A 20,063-nucleotide genomic window follows, 5' to 3' on the forward strand; every position below is an offset into this window, starting at 1 on the left:
TAAAATTTTAGATATTAAGATAAATCATGCAAATATGGTTCAGTTTTGTAGTAATTCCTTTTCTCATGTGGATCATCTTTTCCGCAATTCTGTTTATTTCGAAATATCTTTATCCTGAAGTTACCACCTTAAGCAAATTTCTCGAAGTTTTTATTTTTTTAGGTTATGCAGCACTACCCTATATCATGTTGGGATTAGCACCTATTTATCGTTATCGTATGACGTTGATATATATGATGGCAATTGTGCTCATGACAAGTTTCGTTCATGCTAACTTTATGATCGATCATATTCATTTAACTTATATTTACTTAGCACTTTCATGGACATTGATTTCAATTACGATTTACTATTTTTATAGTGATCACAAATAATCCTCAACAAATGAATTGAATCGACTCAGATCAACAAGATAAACTCAGTCGAAGCGAAATTAAAATCAAATCATTACTTTCTGATCTTTAAAATTTTAGGATATTCAATGGCGCTATTTGCAGTAATTGGCTTAGGCAGCTTTGGTGGTACAGTTGCATTAGAACTCACTCAATTAAAACATGATGTGATTGGAATCGATACTGAAAAAAAATACGTTGAAAATATCTCTGATAACATCAGTCATGCTGTCATCGCCGATGCCACAGATGAACATGTACTTCGAGAACTGAATGTACAGAATTGCGATGCCGTCGTTGTCGCAATTGGAGAAGATATTGAGGCCAGTATTCTATGTGTCCTCAACCTTAAAAATTTAGGCGTAGAAAAAATCCTAGTAAAAGCAAAATCGAAAGCCCATCATATGATTTTGACGCATCTCGGTATTGGTCAAATTATTCATCCAGAAGAAGACATGGGTATTCGCGTTGCACAATCATTAAGTTATCCAATGGTTAGACGCTATATGGCGTTGAATGATGACCGTTATATTGTCAAAGTGGAAGTGAGTGAAAAACTACAAGGTGTAGAATTTAAAGATATCATGGAGCACAGCGACGGCGTACAAACATTACTATTACAACGTGGCACACATGTAATTTATGACATCGCACCTGGTACATTGCTGCAAAAAAATGACATTTTAATTGTTGAAGGTCCTGTCAATCTTCTACGTAAACTCTCATCGAGATTTATTTCGAAATGATGAAATTTTATGATCAATTGATCAATAAAAAAACGCAAAGTATTAATTTGAGTCCACCAAGTTTGCTTGCTTTGGGCTTTCTCAGTTTTATTATCATTGGAACATTACTGCTAAAACTTCCCTTTGCACACGAAGGAAATGTCTCTTGGCTAGAAGCCTTATTTACCGCCACGTCTGCTGTGACAATTACGGGACTTTCTGTGGTCAATATTGGCGAGGCATATACGACTTTTGGTCAGTTCATCATTATGCTACTCATCCAATGTGGTGGCTTAGGATTCATGACTTTCGCAATTTTGGCTGCTTTGAGCCTTTCCACTAAACTTGGTTTAGAGCAACAAGTGATGGCTCAAGAAACAATTGGTCAAACCAGTTTAGCAAGGGCCTCGTTCACTGTTAAAGCCGTCTTATTGTATTCTCTATTTTTCGAAGGGATTGGAACATTCATCCTGACATTTACGTGGCTTCAATACTACGATTTTAGTGATGCCCTGTTTTATGCAGCCTTTTACAGTATCTCAGCATTTAATAATGGTGGTTTCTCTCTTTTTCCAGACAGTTTAATGAGTTTTTCAGGCCAATATGCTGTAACTCTGACCATCAGCATGTTGTATATCATTGGTGGAATAGGTTTTGTGGTACTTATGGATATCAAACGCGCTCATAAGTGGAAAAAACTCTCAACCAACAGCAAACTGATTCTTTCTACTATCGCGGGACTCAATCTATTTGCCTTTATTATGATTTGGTGCTTAGAAGCAAATAATCCATTGACCCTCGCCCCAATGTCAATTGGAGACCAAGCATTAAATGCTTGGTTTCATGCCACAGTACCACGATCCTCTGGATTTAATAGTATTGATATGGCCAGTATGAGTGATCCAGCAACCTTGGTGACTATGCTATTAATGTTTATTGGAGGCGGATCTTTAAGTACTGCTGGTGGTATTAAAGTAGGTACATTTATTATTGTTGTATTGAGTGTGATCACGTTTTTGAGACGAGCTGACGAAGTCACTGTTTTTAAACACTCGATTCCCGCAACGGTCACCTATAAAGCTCTTGCGGTCATTAGCATAACTGCTATGCTCATTTTCATTGGTTTCTTTACGCTGTTAATTTTAGAGCCTAATAAACGTTTTCTAGATTTACTATTTGAAGCTGTTTCCGCGGCTTGTACAGTCGGATTATCTAGAGGTATTACTTCAGAATTACAACCTGCAAGTTTATATATGCTCATGATACTGATGTTTGCGGGTCGTCTCGGTCCTTTGACATTAGCATATTTAATTGCAACCCCTAAAAAAAGCAGGTTGAGTCATCCTAATGCTGAAATCCAAGTGGGTTAAATAGAATTCACTTGGATCTAAGGTGAAGTTGATCGATAAAACACGAACCAATCCAAAAGTAGATCAGATGTTTATAGCCATAAGTGCATTTTATGATAGCCGTGATTTATTAATTCAAAGCATTGAACTTATCATGAATTAACACAAACTTAGAACTTTGCAATCAATATCAAAATACAATGAAATTAAAAGACTCAAGGAAACCCCAAGTCTTTTCACCATATGCGTGTGATTAAAAAAATTATGATTGGAAACCAATATAACGATTGAGGTTTTCGACACCCAATGCAACTTTATAAATTTTAAACTGAGGTAAATCAGAACGTGTAATCTCAGTAAACACATCCGAGTTTTCATCATCTGCATGAATTTCATCTACTGTGCGAGGCATAGTTGCTTCAAATTCATCCGAAATAAATTCAAATCCCAAGTCCATGGCAATAAACAATGTATGATCACAAGGTTGAATATATTGCTCTTCATTCCAGTCGATAACAGCATGTTGACAATGCGGGCACTGTACATTTTCTTGAGGATCTTGAAGTTCAATTGTTGTATAAGCCATGTCAACCTTAAGTATTACGTGCTATAAAACATAAGTTTAACCATTGCTTTTAGATTTTTAAATAGCCCTCTTTATTCATTACTACATATAACAACCTTAGATTTTAGAGAAAACACAGCAACTCAATTGACTATTCAGAACAATAATGTATTTTTTAACAAAACGTCGCATATATGGAATGAATCCATGCTTTCAGATTTAGATGATTTTTATTGCTTTGCCCTTGTTGTCGAACATGGTGGTTTTAGCGCTGCCGAGCGAGCAACTGACATTCCCAAATCAAAATTGAGTCGACGTGTTTATAATTTAGAAGAAAATCTCGGTGTAAGGCTTATTCAACGTAGTTCACGTCATTTTGCTGTCACTGATATTGGGATGAACATTTATCGCCATGCGCAAGTAATGATGAATGCTGCCCAATCTGCTCATGATTTGGTAGATCATTTAAGTGAACAACCAAGAGGCTTAATTCGTGTCAGTTTACCCGTATCAATTGCCCAGCATGAAATGACCAAAATACTGCCAAATTTCCTTAAGCAGTATCCTGAAATCAAAGTTCAATTGATGGTTACTAATCGACGTGTCGATATCATCAATGAAGGAATTGATTTAGCGCTTCGTGTTCGCTCAAGTTTGGATGATGACCCAAGTTTGGTCATTCGAAAATTTGAAAATATTGAACAACATCTTTTCGCCAGCCAGGCTTATCTCAATGAATTTGGATCTATCAAAAAACCTGAAGAACTCTCAAATCATCGAATATTAAGTATGGTTGATGAACATACTGATCAACAACTCGTACTACATGATTCAAACAACAAATCGATTAAAGTCAAAGTGAGTCCAGTCGTGATGGGCTCTGACTTACTTATGCTTGCACAACTTGCAAGTGACAATTGTGGGGTAGCATTACTCCCAGACAGTATTGTTGAAGATTATATTAAAGATGGGCGTCTTGTTAAGGTTCTGCCTAACTGGAATGCGCCACACGGTATTTTTCATGTGGTTTACCCTTCTCGCCGTGGTTTATTACCAGCTGTACGTGTGTTCATCGACTACTTAGTTGAGCACCTCACCAAAAGATAGTCACAACAGCACAAAGATTTAGAAGAATGTTGGCTTATTATTTGCTACCATTCACTCTGCTTTGTGCTAGTTTTTTTAGATTTTTATGACTTCTATTTATCAACAACAACTTGATGCAAAAATTGAACGTATCCGCAATCAATTTGCTGAATATCAACCACCTGAACTAGAAGTTTTTTCATCTCCTGAAAAACATTTCCGTATGCGAGCTGAGTTCCGTATTTGGCATACAGAAGATGATATGTTTTATGCCATGTTTGAACGCGCGGAAGATGGTATACAAAAGAAAGTTGTACGTGTTGATGAGTTTCCAATCGCGGATAAATCTATTAATGATTTAATGCCAGTTCTCCTGTCTGAACTAAAATCAAATGCAGTGCTCTCTAAGCGTCTGTTTGAAGTACATTTTCTTTCAACGTTGAACGGTGAAATGCTGGTTTCATTGATTTATCGTTGTCCGCTTGATCAAGACTGGGAACAACTAGCAAAAAGTTTATCTTCAAAACTCAAAATTAAGATTATTGGTCGCAGCCGTGGTCAAAAAATTGTATTGACAGATGAGTATGTAGTTGAAGAATTACAAGTATTTGACCGTAAATTCAAATATAAGCAAATTGAGAGTAGCTTCACGCAACCTAATGCGCAAGTTTGTCAAAAAATGTTAGAATGGGCATGTAATGCAGCCCAAACCAGTGATAAAGATCTTTTAGAGCTTTATTGCGGCAATGGTAATTTTACCCTCCCATTATCGCAAAAGTTTAATCGCGTTCTAGCGACGGAACTGGCTAAATCATCAGTTTATGCAGCGCAATGGAATATTGAGCAAAATCAAATTAATAATATTCAAGTTGCTCGCCTTTCAGCTGAAGATTTTACCTTAGCATTCAATGCAGAACGTGAGTTTAGACGCTTACAAGAAGCCAATATTGATATTCAAAGTTATGACTTCGATACTGTATTTGTAGATCCACCTCGTGCAGGCATTGATGATGATACCTTGAAGCTACTTCAACACTTTAACCGTATTATTTATATTTCATGCAATCCAGATACTTTGCACGACAATTTAAAGATGTTATCGGGAACTCATAAAATCACTAAATTTGCGCTGTTCGATCAATTTCCTTATACCCACCATGTCGAGTCAGGCGTTCTGTTAGAGAAAATTTAAACAATTTATTTCTTACTAAATGGACAGTTCTTACACTGTCCATTTTTTATTCTTTTTGAATTTCACTTAGAAATCATATAAATAAAGAAATATTTAATTTTTCAATGTCATAATTTCGTTAAACTTTAGGTTTATCATCGAAATATTTATTTTAAAATGAGCCTTAAATCACGGTTACAAACTTGCATTAAATTTTAAATCGACTATATTTCGACCTATCTTTGGTTGCAAATGAAGGCTCTATGAGTTTTTGGCAAAAGCTGTTTTCATCAGATTCGCAGCAGAACGAGCATAAAAATCAAATTGCTTGTGTTGAAAATGATTGTTCATGTAAGACTAACGATCAGTTGATCGAGGCTTTACAAAAGGCATCAGATGAAGATGTAATCCGCGGAATCAAAAAAGTTCTTATTTCGCGTGGCTATTCAAAAAAAGATCTTACTGATTTATTGAGTAACAAAATCACCCTTCAGTAAAGAAAAAAAGCACTGCATAGACAGTGCTTTTTTTATGATAAATTTTCTGTTCAATTTAAAAATGTTCAATTAAGATAAGCTCATAGGATAATTAAAAATACATTTGGGGATTCAATGAAAAATATTCTATTCATTATTTTAGGGGCGACTTTCATATCGCTTAGTGGTTGTAATAAGCTACCTTCAGCATGTGAGGAAGTTTGGGGCAACATTGAAAAATTAGCGAAAGAGAGCGGTATTCCTCAAACTGCCATAGATCGTCAAAAAATCGAGTTTGAAGAGCAAATTAAACAGCTTCCTAAAGAAGATGCAATTAAAAATTGTGAAGCACAAAATGCTTTCTTCTCATAACTTCATTTGACTTGAATAAAAAATTTAGGCACCTTTTTTAGGGTGCTTATATTGTATTTATACCTCATTATTTATTTCCAATTCGGTTATACTGTGGACTCTCTTTCAATAAATGTACATCTGTAAAGTTATTGGAATATTTTATAAATGCGGCATAAACACGTCAAAAAATTCCCTCTTGGTGCTCACTTAATTGTTAAGCATTTTGGTTATTCACATCATGGTATTTATGTGGGTAAGGGTCGTGTTATTCATTATTCAGGTTTTGCTCATCTCTTTAAAAAACATCCGATCGAAATTACATCTCTGCAAAAATTTGCACATGGCAAAAAAATTACGATTCGGCATTATAGTACCCCCAAATATTCAGGTCGTGCTGTCGTAAGACGAATGCGCTCTCGAATGCATGAAAATAACTATCATCTCATTATTAATAATTGTGAACACTTATGTTCTTGGGCGATCACGGGCATCGAAAGTAGTCCACAAGTCATCAAAATGATGAATAGACTCACCACTATTGGTTATATCAGCTCACTCATGAGCTACTTAAATAGTCTTCTTTTAACTTTAGCAACCACCTGTTTTGCTTTGGTATTTTATATTAAGAAAAAGTTAAATGATCAGCGCAAACTGAAAGGCCCTGTGTATATCGCTTTACAGCAACATCAGAAACTAAAGCAAAAAAAAGCCCCGCTTAAGCAGGGTTTCGAGGAAAACAAAGTTTCAAATTAACCTTTCGGTTGAATTAAATATGCGCTTGAAAATCCAAATAGTCAAATATATATTTGAAATATAATGTTATTTTAGTTTTTATTTATAACTTATTAAATTATTCTTAAATACTCACCTTTATCTAATCATGTGAATTTAATCCCAAAAATTATTGATTAACCTAAATTTGAATAAAAAAAAGCCTGAATCAATCAGGCTTTTTTTGATATTACCAAACTTTATTTTGCAGGCTTAAAACTATCTTTTAAATCCAAAATACGGTTAAAGACAGGTTTTTCAACAGTATGATCAAATTGATCAGCGACAAAATAACCTTCACGTTCGAATTGGAATCGATCTTCAGGTTTCGCTTGAGCTAAAGCAGGCTCAATTACCGCTTGAACAATTTTTAGAGAATCTGGATTTAAATTCGCTAAGAAATCATCGTCCGCATCAGGTGCGGCTTCAGTAAATAGACGATCATAAATACGAACTTCAGCAGGAATCCCTTTATTTGCAGATACCCAATGAATAACACCTTTGACTTTACGACCTTCTGGATTCTTACCTAAAGTATGCGGATCGATAGAGCATTTAAGTTCAACAACTTCGCCATTTTCATCCTTAATCACTTCATCACATTTAATCACATAAGCATGACGTAAACGGACTTCACCACCAGGAATTAAGCGTTTAAACCCTTTAGGCGGCTCTTCCTCAAAATCTTTACGATCAATATACAATTCAGAAGTCAGTGGAATTACACGATCACCCATATCAACATTTGGATGGCGTGCGTGTGTTAAATCCATATCCTCTGGAAGGTTGGTCAATGTCACTTTAAGAGGATTCAATACCGCCATACCACGTGCAGCAGTATTTTCTAATGATTGTCGAATGCAGAATTCAAGCATTGCAACATCGACAATACCATCAGTTTTAGATACGCCCACACGCTTACAGAAATCACGTAAGCCTTCTGGAGTAAAGCCACGACGACGCATTCCCACGACTGTAGGCATACGTGGATCATTCCAACCATTGACGTAACCACCTTCGACCAGCTTACGTAATTTACGTTTTGAGGTGATGGTGTAATCAACATTCAAACGGCTTGATTCGTACTGGCGTGGAACTGCTGGAGAATTTACCTTAGCGACAACCCAATCATAGAACGGGCGATGGTCTTGGAATTCAAGCGTACATAACGAGTGCGTAATGCCTTCAATCGCATCAGACAAAGGATGAGCATAGTCATACATTGGATAGATTTTCCACGTATCGCCTGTTTGATGATGCTCAGAATGTAAAACACGATAAAGAATTGGATCACGCATATGTACGTTCGGTGATGCCATATCAATCTTGGCACGAAGTACTGCTTGGCCTTCTCCAAGTTCACCATTACGCATTTGTTCAAAACGTGCTAAGTTTTCTTCAACCGTTGCATCACGTTGCGGAGAATTTTTACCTGGTTCTACAAAATTTCCACGATTCAGCTTAATTTCTTCAGGAGATTGCAAATCGACATATGCATCACCTTGTTTAATTAATTGAATCGCCCATTGATACAATTGATCAAAGTAACTTGATGCGTAGCGTGGTTCACCATTCCAGTCGAAACCGAGCCATTTAACATCGTTCGCAATACCATCTACATATTCTTGTTCTTCTGCATCTGGATTTGTATCGTCAAAACGAAGATTACATAAACCAGAAAATTCTTCTGCAATACCAAAATTCAGGCAAATCGCTTTAACATGTCCAATGTGTAAATAACCATTAGGCTCTGGTGGAAAGCGCGTCACGACTTTATCTGTACGCCCTGCTGCAAGATCTTCTGTAATTACTTGACGTACAAAGTCTAAGCCCGGTTGTTGTTCTTGCTGCGCAGCATCGACTGATGGATTGTTAGTCGTCGGGGTAATTGGCAGGGATGAAACAACATCATTCGGCTTCATAGTTGATAAATCACTTCTATAAGATAAAATAGGATAATTAAAACGCTATCTTCATATTATTAACAAAGAAAATAACGTTTTTGCTTGCCTTGTAGTTTACAGTTTGCTTATGCTTCTCTCAACCACAAACCCATGGCTTTTTGTCCATGATCAGGAGATTATAGAATGAGTTTTCCTCAAGTCGAATTAAACACCAATAAAGGACGTATTGTTCTAGAGCTTAACTCTGAAAAAGCACCTAAAACTGTTGCTAACTTTTTAGAGTACGTTCGTGATGGTTTTTATGATGGCGTAATTTTCCACCGTGTAATTGACGGTTTCATGATCCAAGGCGGTGGCATGGATGAAAACTTCAAAGAAAAAGCAACTCGCGATTCTATTGAAAATGAAGCTGACAACGGTTTAAGCAATGACGAAGGTACGATTGCCATGGCACGTACTCAAGCTCCTCACTCAGCATCTGCACAATTCTTCATTAACGTGAAAAACAATGCTTTCCTTAACCATACGGGTAAAACAGCTCAAGGCTGGGGTTATGCAGTATTTGGTAAAGTTGTAGAAGGTATGGACGTTGTTAATGAAATCAAAGGCGTTCGCACTGGTAACCGTGGCTACCACGCTGACGTTCCACTAGAAAACGTTGTGATCGAATCTGCTAAAATTATCTCAGAATAAAAAACCTACCCCTTAACTTATTAAGTTTTCAAGCACTGCTTTAAAACGAATATCATGTTCAAGGGATTGTTTCCCCATCTAAAGTTGATGGGGATGTAGGCAAATAAGGAATATTAAGTGACCTATCTGTTTATTTCAGATTTACACCTGTCACCTGAACACCCTCGACTCGTTCGAGGGTTTTTAGATTTATTAGATCATTATCAAGACCAGCAAACCCAACTCTATATTTTAGGTGATTGGTTTCATGCATGGATTGGTGATGACTATACAGCTCCTTGGCTCGATGAAATCGTTGAACGCTTAAAAAGATTTACTGCTCAGGGAAATCAAGTTTTATTTTCTGTCGGCAATCGTGATTTTGCGCTGAATCAAATTTTTTTAAATAAATTTGGTGGTCAGTTGCTACCAGAAATTTCTTATTTACAAATCAACGATGTCAATATTCGTCTCGAACATGGCGATGCCTTGTGTACAGATGATATTTCATACCAACGTTTTAAAAAAATAATCCGAAATCCTCTCCTCATTTGGATACTGCGGAAAACCCCACTTTCTTTTCGTACTCAACTTGCAAATGGATTTAGAAAAAAAAGCCACGAATCAAAAGAATTTAAATCTTATGATGTCATGAATGTAAATCAAGATGCTGTCCACGATGCATTGAAAGAAGTTGAGTTATTAATTCATGGTCATACGCATCGCCCTCAAATCCATATCTCTCAAGATAAAAGAAGAATTGTCTTAGGCGACTGGCGTTTGGATCAAGCTCAAATTTTGGAAATTAATCAATCGAAATTCTCTAAGCAGTCAATCAATGATCTGACACTGAAAACATGGTCTTATTAGTTCCTCTATTTTTGTAATGATCTCATCAACCTTTAAATTGAAATTTCACTCAATGTTTGAATATTAATCAGTATGTTTTGCTTTAAGTTTTTTTGCATATGATAATAACGACTCAATTCAATTCGTGAGTTTGTCATGTCTAATTTCAGCAATATTACTGTTCAACACCATGAAGATGATAAAGTGTCATTATTAATCGATGGTAAAGCAATCTCTGAACGTTATGATGTACGCCTAGATGCCACAATTATTGATGAACTCAAAAATCTTGCTGATGGCGCCGCATTGACAATCTTTGAACAATTTATATTTTCCCATCAAGATCTCAACTTTGAGCATTCATATCAATATGTGACTAACATCGTAAACCATAATAACGATTACGAATTGATCACCCACCTTGTCTACAAAATTAAGGCCGCAGACCAAGCACCGATCGAACATAATATCAGCAAGAATGGTCAACCTATGACTGAAGAAGATGTGCGCGCATTTATCAACCAACAAATTGCAATGTCATTAGAAAAATATACTGATTTAAAATATGCCTATTGATTTAAAGACAAGTCAGATTTTTCATATCATTTAGCATCAACTATAGAAAATATTTAAGTTCAGAGTCATTTAAAATTTTTAGATGAATATATTGTGAATAATCGGAGGATAATATGGATTTGTTAAACATCTCCCAATCTCGCTACACCACCAAAGCATACGATTCTTCAAAAAAGATCCCTCAAGAAAAGTTTGAAAAATTATTGGAATCTTTAAGGCTCGCACCTTCGTCTATCAATATTCAACCGTGGCATTTCTTTGTCATCGAAACTGATGAAGCCAAACAGCGCATTGCTAAAGCACTGGTTGGTAAGTATGTTTATAATGCACCCAAAGTCCTTGAATCTTCACACACAATTCTGTTTTGTACGCATAAAGACATTACAGACTCTCATCTAGATCGATTATTAAATCAAGATGAAATCAGTGGTCGTTTTAAAGATGACCAAGCAAAACAAGCTCAAAAAGATACGCGCTTAGGCTATGTTGATTATTATCGCAACGAAAAAGGCGATATCCAGCGCTGGTCTGAAAATCAAACTTTTATTGCACTTGGGCAAACCTTATTTGCTGCAGGTTTAGAAGGTATCGATGCCACTCCAATTGGAGGATTCGATGAAAAAATTATCGCTGAAGAGTTAAATCTTGACGCAAAAGGCCTGATTCCGTCAGTGCTATTGGCACTTGGTTATCGAAGTGAAAAAGATTTTAATGCCAAATTACCTAAATCTCGTTTGAATGCAGATCAAGTTTTCACTCGACTATAAATGTATTTGCCACAATAGTTTTCATACTATTGTGGCTTTTCATTAAGCCGCTATTTTCTGTGAAATTTCTAAACTGATCATTGCAGCAGTTGCAGCTGACAGCGTCCAACCCAGATGCCCATGACCGGTATTATAAAAGACTCTCGGATGCTTCCCTTGTCTTACCACTGGCATCATATTCGGCATCATCGGTCTTAATCCAGCCCAAGGGACACAATGCTCAGTTGAAATATCAAAATTACGATTCACCCAATGAACTAAAGGTTGTATGCGATCAATACGGATGTCTCGGTTATAGCCATTAAATTCCGCAGTACCAGCAATTCTTAAACGATCTCGACCTAATCTCGACGTCACAATTTTTGCACTTTCATCCAATAAACTTACCCATGGTGCATGTTGTTGGCTATGTTCATCATTCAGCTGAACTGTAATCGAGTACCCTTTCACTGGATAAACATTGACACGATCCCCAGCCTGTTTTGCTAAATGATAGCTTTCAACTCCACCACAAATGACAATTGCATCAGCTTGAATAAATCCATCGGGTATATCTTTATTTTTAGGATCACAAGCGCGATATTTCGCTGAAACTTGCTCTGTAGAATGATCCAGATTTAAATCTTCAACTTCTACACCGTATAAAAATTTCCCGCCTTTATGCGCTACTACTTGGGCTAAATGCGTGGTGTATTTGTGTATATCTCCTGTGGCATCATCAGGACAATAAAAACCACCGTAATATTCTCCCGTCAAACTTGGTTCAATACTGTGAATTTCTTCATTTGTAACAGCGTGACGCTCTAATCCACCTTTGCATAACAAATCATTCACTCGTATAGCAACGTCATAATCCTGCTGATTATGATAAAAGTGCAAAATTCCACGCTTTTCCAAATCGAATTGAATATTTTCTTTCTGTGCAATTTCAAACAGCCGTTTTCTTGCCAATAATGCCAGTCTTACCGTTTTTTGTGTGTTGGCTTCGTAATGCTTGATATTACCCATAAATTCAATCAACCAAGCGTATTTATGCAAATCAAAAGATGGGTTGAGTAATAATGGTGCATCTTTTTGGGTCATCCACTTGATACCCTTCAGTACCGTTGCTTTCTGATTCCACACCTCTGCATTACATGCTGAAAGTTGACCTCCATTCGCAAATGAAGTCTCCATTGCTGGGTATAAGTTTTTATCAAGAATCGTGACTTGATAACCAAGTTCTAACAATTCGTAGGCAGTGGTTATTCCTGTAATGCCAGCACCAATCACCATAATATGTGACATAAAAGCTCCTTGAAAATTTTATATTTTCAATGCCCCATCTGTCACGGTACCTGAGAGCTTCGGAAATCTTCATAACATATGATTATTTCCATCCCCTTCGGTGAGTCTAAACATCATTAGACTTCTCTCCAGATGATTGAGAATAATTACAGTCCTTTTGCCTGAGAGATTCCGGGGTCGTTGCTCCTTCGGCGGATCTACAGAAGACCTCTCTCCTGCAATATTCGTTTAATTCTTATTCAGCAATTAATATGCCATAGTTAATTTTTTTATACATCTACGAAAATCAATTTTAAAAAATATTTTTATACAAATGGATCACCAAGTTTAAGACAACAGCTAAGACAGGAATTTTTAGCTTGGGAAACGTTACAAAGATCATTGTTTAGCTCAAATTTTCTCTACCATCGATAAAAATTTAGTTATTACAAAAAAATGAGGAAATAAGTTAATTTTTTTAGAGTTACTCTCTCAAATAGCATAGATCAACTTCCATCTACACTTTCATCTTCTTCAGCATAAAAGTGTAATGACTGATTAGAGCAATCATTGAAGCTCAAAGTTTCAATAGATGTGAGAGTAAGCAGAATGTGAGTTGAAAATTTGCTGTCAACCCCAGATGTTTTAGCGATGAGTATGTATAGACATTACAATGCCCATACCTGCAAGCGTTGCAATGACTGCCGTACCACCATAACTCATGAGTGGCAATGGATCACCCGTTACTGGAAGTATTCCACTCACCATTCCACTGTTCAAAAACACAAAGAAAAAGAAAGTTAAACCTGCCGCACCCGCATAAAGACGCCCAAAATTATGGAAGCTGTTCATGGAAATAATCAAACAACGAATAATGATCGCAGCAAAAATAACAAATAATACGAACACACCGAAAAAGCCAAATTCCTCTGCATAAGCAGACATAATAAAGTCTGTATGATGTTCGGGGAGATAACCTAAATGAGACTGTGTTCCTTCATTAAAACCTTTACCAAATAGTCCACCAGAACCAATCGCAATTTTAGACTGAATGATATTCCACCCTGCACCTAGCGGATCTGATTCAGGATCAAATAAAGTTAAAATTCGCTTTTTTTGGTATTCCTGTAGAAAGAAATTCCATAATAATGGTGCAACCACTGCAAACCCAGCGACCACAGCCCCAATCAAACGCCAAGAAATACCACTTAAAAAAATGACAAAAATTCCGGGAATAATTAATCCAATGTTTAAGTCAGGCTGTAATGCGACTAAAACAAAAGGAATCATCATCAGAAATAATGCAAAGAGAATATGCATAAATTTGGGTGGTAAAGTCCGCAGACTGAAAAACCAAGCCATCATGAGTGGCATCGTAAATTTCATAAATTCACTGGGCTGCACACTCCCTAATCCAGGAATAGAAATCCAGCGTTTTGCGCCTAAGCGGACATCACCAATTAGCAATACCAAAAGCAGAAGCACAATCGAAAATGCATACAGATAAGGACTGACAATTTGATAAACTTTTGGAGGAATTTGTGCACAAATAAACAGCAAAATAAAACCGATACCAAAACTGGTCGCCTGACGAATCACCATGCTTGAATCATGATTGGTTGCACTATAAACAACCATGAGTCCAAAAGCTGCGTTTAATATCAAAAAACCAAGTAACCATGGATCTAAATGTAATTTAGTCCAACGTGACGAATCATGTTTGATTGTTCGTCCATCTCTCAAGGCATGACGCAAAAAACGGTACTGTTGTGAAGGTATCATTGGCTGAATTGCATATTCTAAGTGGCGTTATTATAAGACAATGTTTTGGCTATTTAAGCAAAGTCCCAAACATAAAACTAAATTATTTCGAGTCAGACTGTGACTGAAGAATCAGACGAGCAAGTTCTAAATCTTCAGGATAAGTAATTTTAATATTATCAGATCGTCCAATCACCACATCTACTGGATGATGAGCATATTCAAGCGCACTCGCTTCATCCGTGATTGTGATCCTGTGAGTTAAAGCGTGTTCAATGGAAGTTTTTAACAATTTAATGGTCGACAATTGTGGAGTTTGTGCTTGCCACAATGCACTTCGATCTACAGTTTTTTCAATAGCACTCGACGGATCTACTCTTTTTAAAGTATCTCGCACAGGCGTTGCTAAAATTGCGCTATGCTTAGATTCGATAACATGGCGAATTAAAGACTCTAAATTGCTCAAGCTGACACAAGGTCGAGCAGCATCATGCACAAACACCAGATCATTTTCATCTGCAATATTGGTTAAATAATTTAAACCATTAAGTACAGAATCAACCCTCTCCTGACCACCTAAGCAGAAATGAAGGATTTCTGATTTAGCAAATTGAAGTGTCTGAGCAAATTGGTCATGCTCTGAGATTGCCAACACATAGCCAGCAATAGGCAATTGAGCAATACGTTCTACAGTATGCTCAAGTACAGTTTTATTCTGGATAATTTGATATTGCTTTAACGCTGATTTGGAAAATCGACTACCAGAACCTGCTGCCGGAATAATAGCCCATAATTTACGGTTGTTCAGATTCAGGTTGTCTAGACTCATTGGTTCTTAAATCTACGTTAGCATTTGGGTCGATGTAAATCGGCTTGTAATTCGTACTGATTGTACTCATTTGAATAAACGTTTCATGAGGCTTAATTAAGCCAAGATCTAAACGTGCATGTTCTTCAATCGCCTCTACACCATTTTTTAGATCATATACTTCAGCAGCCAGAATACGATTACGCTCTTTTAACTCTTCATTTGTTTCAGCTTGTTGATTCATTTGCTGAAGTAGCGCCTGATGAGGGAAATATCCTCCTTCACCGAGCCAAAAGCGATATTGAAAGATGGCAATTAAAATTATTGCCACCAGCAAAATCACTTTACTTGAAGTAGTTTTAAAGACGTCTAACATTATATTTGAGGCTTAGTTAACATCATGAAATTAGAGCACTAATATACCCTAAAACAAAGAAAGGTAGTATGTGTAACTGTGTTAAATATGCAAATGTTAAACAAATTCACATTGATTGATTTCTTTTAAAAATATGTACTGTTAAATATCAAAAGTTATTGAATATTCTAGAGTCATTATATTTACACTTTTTATTTCATAGCTTAATAACAAAAAAAAACCACTCTTTACAGAGTGGTTTTTTGAAATTCAAAATAATCTAAACGATTAATTTAAACCTTTAAACTCAGCTTTACCGCGGTAAATAGCATTCGTCAATTCTTCGATACGAAGCAATTGGTTGTATTTCGCTACACGGTCAGAACGGCAAAGTGAGCCAGTTTTGATTTGACCAGCACCAGTACCTACTGCAAGATCCGCAATTGTAGAATCTTCAGTTTCGCCAGAACGGTGAGAAATCACTGTAGAGTAACCATTTGCTTTAGCAAGATAGATCGCATCTAAAGTCTCAGTCAACGTACCGATTTGGTTATACTTAATCAGGATAGAGTTACCAACTTTTTCGTTGATACCACGTTGAAGGATTTTAGGATTTGTAACAAACAAATCATCACCAACCAATTGAATCTTGTCGCCAAGAATCGAAGTTAGGTAAGACCAACCTTCCCAATCAGATTCATCTAAACCATCTTCAATAGAGATAATTGGATATTGGTTTACAAGACCTGCAAGGTAGTCAGAGAATTGGTTGTTTGTGAATGCTTTATTGCCTTCACCAGCAAGGATGTACTGACCATCTTTGTAGAATTCTGAAGATGCACAGTCAAGCGCAAGCATAATGTCAGAACCTGCTTTGTAGCCAGTTTTTTCAATTGCTTCAAGAATAACTGTAATTGCTTCTTCGTTTGAACGTAAGTTCGGCGCGAAACCACCTTCATCACCAACAGCAGTATTTAAACCTTGTTTCTTTAAAACTGATTTTAAAGAATGGAAGATTTCTGCGCCTGCGCGAAGTGCTTCAGAGAATGAAGTGAAGCCAACTGGCTCAATCATGAACTCTTGGATATCAACGTTGTTGTCCGCATGTGAACCACCGTTTAAGATGTTCATCATTGGAACAGGCATTGTTAAAATGCTGTTGTTACGAAGGTCTGCGATGTATTGGAAAAGAGGAGTTTTCTTTTCGTCAGCAGCAGCACGCGCAGCAGCCAAAGACACTGCCAAAGTTGCGTTCGCACCTAATTTTTCTTTGTTTTCAGTTCCGTCTAAAGCGATCATCGTATTATCGATGTCTTTTTGTTCGAATACTGATTTACCCACTAACGCGTCACGGATTAACGTGTTTACGTTGTTCACAGCTGTTTTAACACCTTTACCTAAGTAACGTGCTTTATCGCCATCACGAAGTTCTAAAGCTTCACGAGAACCAGTTGAAGCACCAGATGGTGCACATGCACGGCCAACTACGCCAGATGCTAAGATAACGTCTGCTTCGATGGTTGGGTTACCACGAGAGTCCAAAATTTCACGTGCACGAATGTCAACGATTTGGCTCATGAACAATTCCTCAGTTGATTAATAAAACGATGCGTCTAACGCTGCATCAGTGTGTATCTAATTTTTTGAAACCTTTAACCAAGGTATCCAATTCTTTAAGCTGAGCTAAGAATGGCTCAAGTTGAGACATTCGAAGAGCGCAAGGTCCATCACATTTTGCTTTTTCTGGATCAGGATGTCCTTCCAGAAAAAGACCTGCTAGACCTGTCGCCATACCCGCACGCGCTAATGTCGTAATTTGTGCGCGACGACCACCTGCTGAATCTGCACGACCACCCGGGGTTTGAAGTGCATGTGTCACATCAAAGAAGACCGGCACATTCATTTCTTTCATGATGTCGAAACCAAGCATATCGACAACTAAGTTGTTGTAACCAAATGCTGAGCCACGCTCACATAAAATCAGCTTGTCATTCCCTGCTTCCAAACACTTATGCAAGATATGACGCATTTCATGCGGTGCTAAGAATTGCGCTTTTTTGATATTGATAATGGCTTGAGTTTTTGCCATTGCCTCAACAAGATCTGTTTGACGGCTGAGGAAAGCAGGTAATTGAATGATGTCAGCCACTTCAGCCACAGGTGCTGCTTGATATGGTTCATGAACATCTGTAATGATGGGTACATTAAAATGTTTTTTAATGTCAGCTAACCACTCAATTCCTTTTTCAAGACCAGGTCCGCGGAAAGAATTTAAGCTCGAACGATTTGCTTTATCAAAGCTTGCTTTGAAAACATATGGAATATCCAAACGTTTGCAAATATCAACATAAGTTTCTGCAATTTCAAAAGCTAAATCTTTTGATTCAAGTACATTCATTCCGCCGAATAATACAAATGGCAAATGATTTGCCATTTGTATATCGCCTAAACGTACAATTTCTTGTGCTTTTAATTGTGACATTTAAACTTCCTAGTTATGTCCTAAGACATTCATTATTTCGATTTTTGATACTGTTTTTTAGCAGCATCAATAAAACCAGCAAATAATGGATGACCATCACGTGGAGAACTTGTAAATTCCGGGTGGAATTGTACAGCAATAAACCAAGGATGTTGAGGAATTTCAACAGTTTCAACTAAACGTTGGATTGGTGAATAACCAGAAATTTTCATACCTTTTTCTTCTAAAGTAGGAATATAACGATTATTCATTTCATAACGATGGCGATGACGTTCAATAATTTCTACTGAACCATACACTTCTGCAGTTTTAGTGCCTTCAACCAATTCTGATTTTTGAGCGCCAAGACGCATTGTTCCACCAAGATCAGAATCTACAGAACGTTGTTGTACTTCACCACGTTCGTCTAACCATTCCGTAATCAAACCAATTAAAGGCGATTTAGTTGAACGGTTAAATTCAGTTGAAGTTGCATCTACGATACCAGCAACATTACGTGCGTATTCAATGACCGCAAGTTGCATACCCAAGCAAATACCAAGGAATGGAATTCCATTCTCACGTGCGAATTTAATCGCTTGCATCTTACCTTCAGTACCGCGCTCGCCAAAACCACCAGGAACTAAGATTGCGTCAGCATCTTTCAACACTTCCGCTACATCTTGGCTTTCTAGTTCTTCGGCATTGACATAATCAATTTGAACTTTAACGCGGTTTTGGATACCTGCATGTAAGAGTGCTTCGTTTACAGATTTATAAGCATCTGGAAGTTCAACATATTTACCCACCATCGCAACACGAACAGTGTACTCAGGATTTAATAGTGCTTCTACGACATTATCCCAATCTGAAAGATCGGCTTCTGGTAAATCGTTATAACCAAAACGCTCGCAAATTAAATCATCAACGTCTTGTTCATAGAACGTACGTGGAATTTCGTAAATTGTGCGTGCATCTTTACACACCACAACTGCACGAGCTTCTACGTTCGTGAACAACGCAATTTTACGCTTTGTATCAGCATCAACATCGTGTTCAGTACGACAGATCAAAATATCTGGTTGAATACCGATTGAGAGTAATTCTTTCACTGAGTGCTGAGTTGGTTTTGTTTTCAACTCTGCAGCTGACTTGATATATGGCAACAACGTTAAATGCATCAGCATTGTGCGTTTGTGACCAAGTTCAACCATTAACTGACGAACAGATTCCATGAATGGGAGAGATTCAATGTCACCTACTGTACCGCCAATCTCAACAATAGCAACGTCATAGCCTTCACCAGCGCGAAGAACACGTTCTTTAATATTGTCTGTAATGTGTGGAATAACTTGAACTGTTCCACCAAGGTAATCACCGCGACGCTCTTTATTTAAAACGTCTTGGTACACGCGACCAGATGTAAAGTTATTAAGCTTGGTCATTTTCGCACGACGCAAGAAACGTTCGTAATAACCCAAGTCTAAGTCAGTTTCCGCACCATCCTCTGTGACAAAAACTTCACCATGTTGGAACGGGCTCATCGTCCCTGGATCGACATTAATATATGGATCCATTTTCACCATGGTTACTTTTAATCCACGGGCTTCTAAAAGTGCAGCAACTGAAGCAGCTGAAATACCTTTACCTAGTGATGAAACAACACCACCAGTAACGAAAATAAAATGGGTCATTGGGTTTCTCGTACAATCGAGCCTAAATCGGCCTGCAATGTTGCGCAATTTTACTTTACTC

At 37.2% G+C, this 20,063-nt stretch carries 21 protein-coding genes and 1 riboswitch; of the genes, 12 read left to right on the forward strand and 9 right to left on the reverse strand.

The features are described 5' to 3' along the window. The first annotated feature begins 26 nt into the window (after positions 1–26). The 3 genes from BMW42_RS03060 to BMW42_RS03070 all read left to right on the forward strand — a co-directional run bounded on the left by BMW42_RS03060 (position 27) and on the right by BMW42_RS03070 (position 2,487). The gene (locus tag BMW42_RS03060; protein WP_092766364.1) at positions 27–374 is read left to right on the forward strand and encodes a hypothetical protein; all 348 of its coding nucleotides are present in this window, start codon (positions 27–29) and stop codon (positions 372–374) included. Positions 375–481: 107 nt separating this feature from the next. Next, positions 482–1,138 (forward strand): potassium channel family protein, encoded by a 657-nt coding sequence (locus BMW42_RS03065; RefSeq protein ID WP_092766365.1) that lies wholly within the window; start codon positions 482–484, stop codon positions 1,136–1,138. Next, positions 1,138–2,487 (forward strand): TrkH family potassium uptake protein, encoded by a 1,350-nt coding sequence (locus BMW42_RS03070; protein WP_092766448.1) that lies wholly within the window; start codon positions 1,138–1,140, stop codon positions 2,485–2,487. The genes BMW42_RS03065 and BMW42_RS03070 overlap by 1 nt, the downstream gene beginning before the upstream one ends. A gap of 241 nt (positions 2,488–2,728) precedes the next feature. Here the strand turns inward: BMW42_RS03070 and BMW42_RS03075 are convergent, their stop codons facing one another. Continuing rightward, positions 2,729–3,052: a hypothetical protein gene (locus tag BMW42_RS03075; RefSeq protein WP_092766366.1), complete on the reverse strand. Its 324-nt coding sequence runs from the start codon at positions 3,050–3,052 to the stop codon at positions 2,729–2,731. 186 nt (positions 3,053–3,238) lie between these two features. On the opposite strand from BMW42_RS03075, the gene BMW42_RS03080 reads away from it, so the two are divergent. The 5 genes from BMW42_RS03080 to BMW42_RS03100 all read left to right on the forward strand — a co-directional run bounded on the left by BMW42_RS03080 (position 3,239) and on the right by BMW42_RS03100 (position 6,871). Further along, the gene (locus BMW42_RS03080) at positions 3,239–4,138 is read left to right on the forward strand and encodes a LysR substrate-binding domain-containing protein (protein ID WP_035263702.1); all 900 of its coding nucleotides are present in this window, start codon (positions 3,239–3,241) and stop codon (positions 4,136–4,138) included. Positions 4,139–4,223: 85 nt separating this feature from the next. Continuing rightward, complete coding sequence (gene trmA / locus BMW42_RS03085; RefSeq protein WP_092766367.1) at positions 4,224–5,309, forward strand: tRNA (uridine(54)-C5)-methyltransferase TrmA; 1,086 nt, start codon at positions 4,224–4,226, stop codon at positions 5,307–5,309. A 242-nt stretch (positions 5,310–5,551) separates the two neighbouring features. Continuing rightward, complete coding sequence (locus tag BMW42_RS03090; RefSeq protein ID WP_035263705.1) at positions 5,552–5,785, forward strand: hypothetical protein; 234 nt, start codon at positions 5,552–5,554, stop codon at positions 5,783–5,785. Positions 5,786–5,899: 114 nt separating this feature from the next. Continuing rightward, the gene (locus tag BMW42_RS03095; RefSeq protein WP_092766368.1) at positions 5,900–6,136 is read left to right on the forward strand and encodes a hypothetical protein; all 237 of its coding nucleotides are present in this window, start codon (positions 5,900–5,902) and stop codon (positions 6,134–6,136) included. 147 nt (positions 6,137–6,283) lie between these two features. Continuing rightward, positions 6,284–6,871: a lecithin retinol acyltransferase family protein gene (locus tag BMW42_RS03100; protein ID WP_092766369.1), complete on the forward strand. Its 588-nt coding sequence runs from the start codon at positions 6,284–6,286 to the stop codon at positions 6,869–6,871. Between the two features lie 218 nt (positions 6,872–7,089). Here BMW42_RS03100 and BMW42_RS03105 read toward each other — a convergent pair whose 3' ends face one another. Next, entirely contained in the window at positions 7,090–8,811 is a 1,722-nt protein-coding gene (locus BMW42_RS03105; protein WP_092766370.1) for a glutamine--tRNA ligase/YqeY domain fusion protein, read from the reverse strand. A 165-nt stretch (positions 8,812–8,976) separates the two neighbouring features. Between BMW42_RS03105 and BMW42_RS03110 the strand changes: the two genes are divergently transcribed. From BMW42_RS03110 to nfsB, 4 genes are all read left to right on the forward strand, one after another. Then, the gene (locus BMW42_RS03110; protein WP_035263711.1) at positions 8,977–9,486 is read left to right on the forward strand and encodes a peptidylprolyl isomerase; all 510 of its coding nucleotides are present in this window, start codon (positions 8,977–8,979) and stop codon (positions 9,484–9,486) included. A gap of 117 nt (positions 9,487–9,603) precedes the next feature. After that, positions 9,604–10,335: a UDP-2,3-diacylglucosamine diphosphatase gene (locus tag BMW42_RS03115; protein ID WP_092766371.1), complete on the forward strand. Its 732-nt coding sequence runs from the start codon at positions 9,604–9,606 to the stop codon at positions 10,333–10,335. Positions 10,336–10,470: 135 nt separating this feature from the next. Continuing rightward, positions 10,471–10,890: a hypothetical protein gene (locus BMW42_RS03120; protein ID WP_035263715.1), complete on the forward strand. Its 420-nt coding sequence runs from the start codon at positions 10,471–10,473 to the stop codon at positions 10,888–10,890. Positions 10,891–11,003: 113 nt separating this feature from the next. After that, a complete protein-coding gene (gene nfsB / locus BMW42_RS03125; protein WP_035263717.1) occupies positions 11,004–11,657 on the forward strand; it encodes an oxygen-insensitive NAD(P)H nitroreductase in 654 nt (217 codons plus the stop codon). Positions 11,658–11,699: 42 nt separating this feature from the next. Here nfsB and BMW42_RS03130 read toward each other — a convergent pair whose 3' ends face one another. From BMW42_RS03130 to BMW42_RS03160, 7 genes are all read right to left on the reverse strand, one after another. Beyond that, the gene (locus tag BMW42_RS03130; protein WP_092766372.1) at positions 11,700–12,944 is read right to left on the reverse strand and encodes a D-amino acid dehydrogenase; all 1,245 of its coding nucleotides are present in this window, start codon (positions 12,942–12,944) and stop codon (positions 11,700–11,702) included. Between the two features lie 139 nt (positions 12,945–13,083). After that, positions 13,084–13,172: riboswitch (glycine riboswitch) on the reverse strand. A 396-nt stretch (positions 13,173–13,568) separates the two neighbouring features. After that, positions 13,569–14,705, reverse strand: coding sequence for a rod shape-determining protein RodA (gene rodA, locus BMW42_RS03135; RefSeq protein ID WP_092766373.1), 1,137 nt, complete (start codon positions 14,703–14,705; stop codon positions 13,569–13,571). Positions 14,706–14,787: 82 nt separating this feature from the next. Then, on the reverse strand, positions 14,788–15,513 hold the full coding sequence (gene ispD, locus BMW42_RS03140; protein WP_092766374.1) for a 2-C-methyl-D-erythritol 4-phosphate cytidylyltransferase: 726 nt from the start codon (positions 15,511–15,513) through the stop codon (positions 14,788–14,790). Beyond that, on the reverse strand, positions 15,479–15,868 hold the full coding sequence (gene ftsB / locus BMW42_RS03145; protein WP_035263725.1) for a cell division protein FtsB: 390 nt from the start codon (positions 15,866–15,868) through the stop codon (positions 15,479–15,481). Before ftsB ends, ispD begins: the two co-directional genes overlap by 35 nt. Before the next feature lie 267 nt (positions 15,869–16,135). Then, positions 16,136–17,425 (reverse strand): phosphopyruvate hydratase, encoded by a 1,290-nt coding sequence (gene eno, locus BMW42_RS03150; protein ID WP_092766375.1) that lies wholly within the window; start codon positions 17,423–17,425, stop codon positions 16,136–16,138. A 46-nt stretch (positions 17,426–17,471) separates the two neighbouring features. Further along, positions 17,472–18,329 (reverse strand): 3-deoxy-8-phosphooctulonate synthase, encoded by an 858-nt coding sequence (kdsA, locus tag BMW42_RS03155; RefSeq protein WP_035263729.1) that lies wholly within the window; start codon positions 18,327–18,329, stop codon positions 17,472–17,474. Between the two features lie 32 nt (positions 18,330–18,361). After that, the gene (locus tag BMW42_RS03160; protein ID WP_035263731.1) at positions 18,362–20,002 is read right to left on the reverse strand and encodes a CTP synthase; all 1,641 of its coding nucleotides are present in this window, start codon (positions 20,000–20,002) and stop codon (positions 18,362–18,364) included. Positions 20,003–20,063: the final 61 nt, after the last annotated feature.

This window comes from Acinetobacter sp. DSM 11652, from assembly GCF_900109815.1.
GTDB lineage: Bacteria > Pseudomonadota > Gammaproteobacteria > Pseudomonadales > Moraxellaceae > Acinetobacter.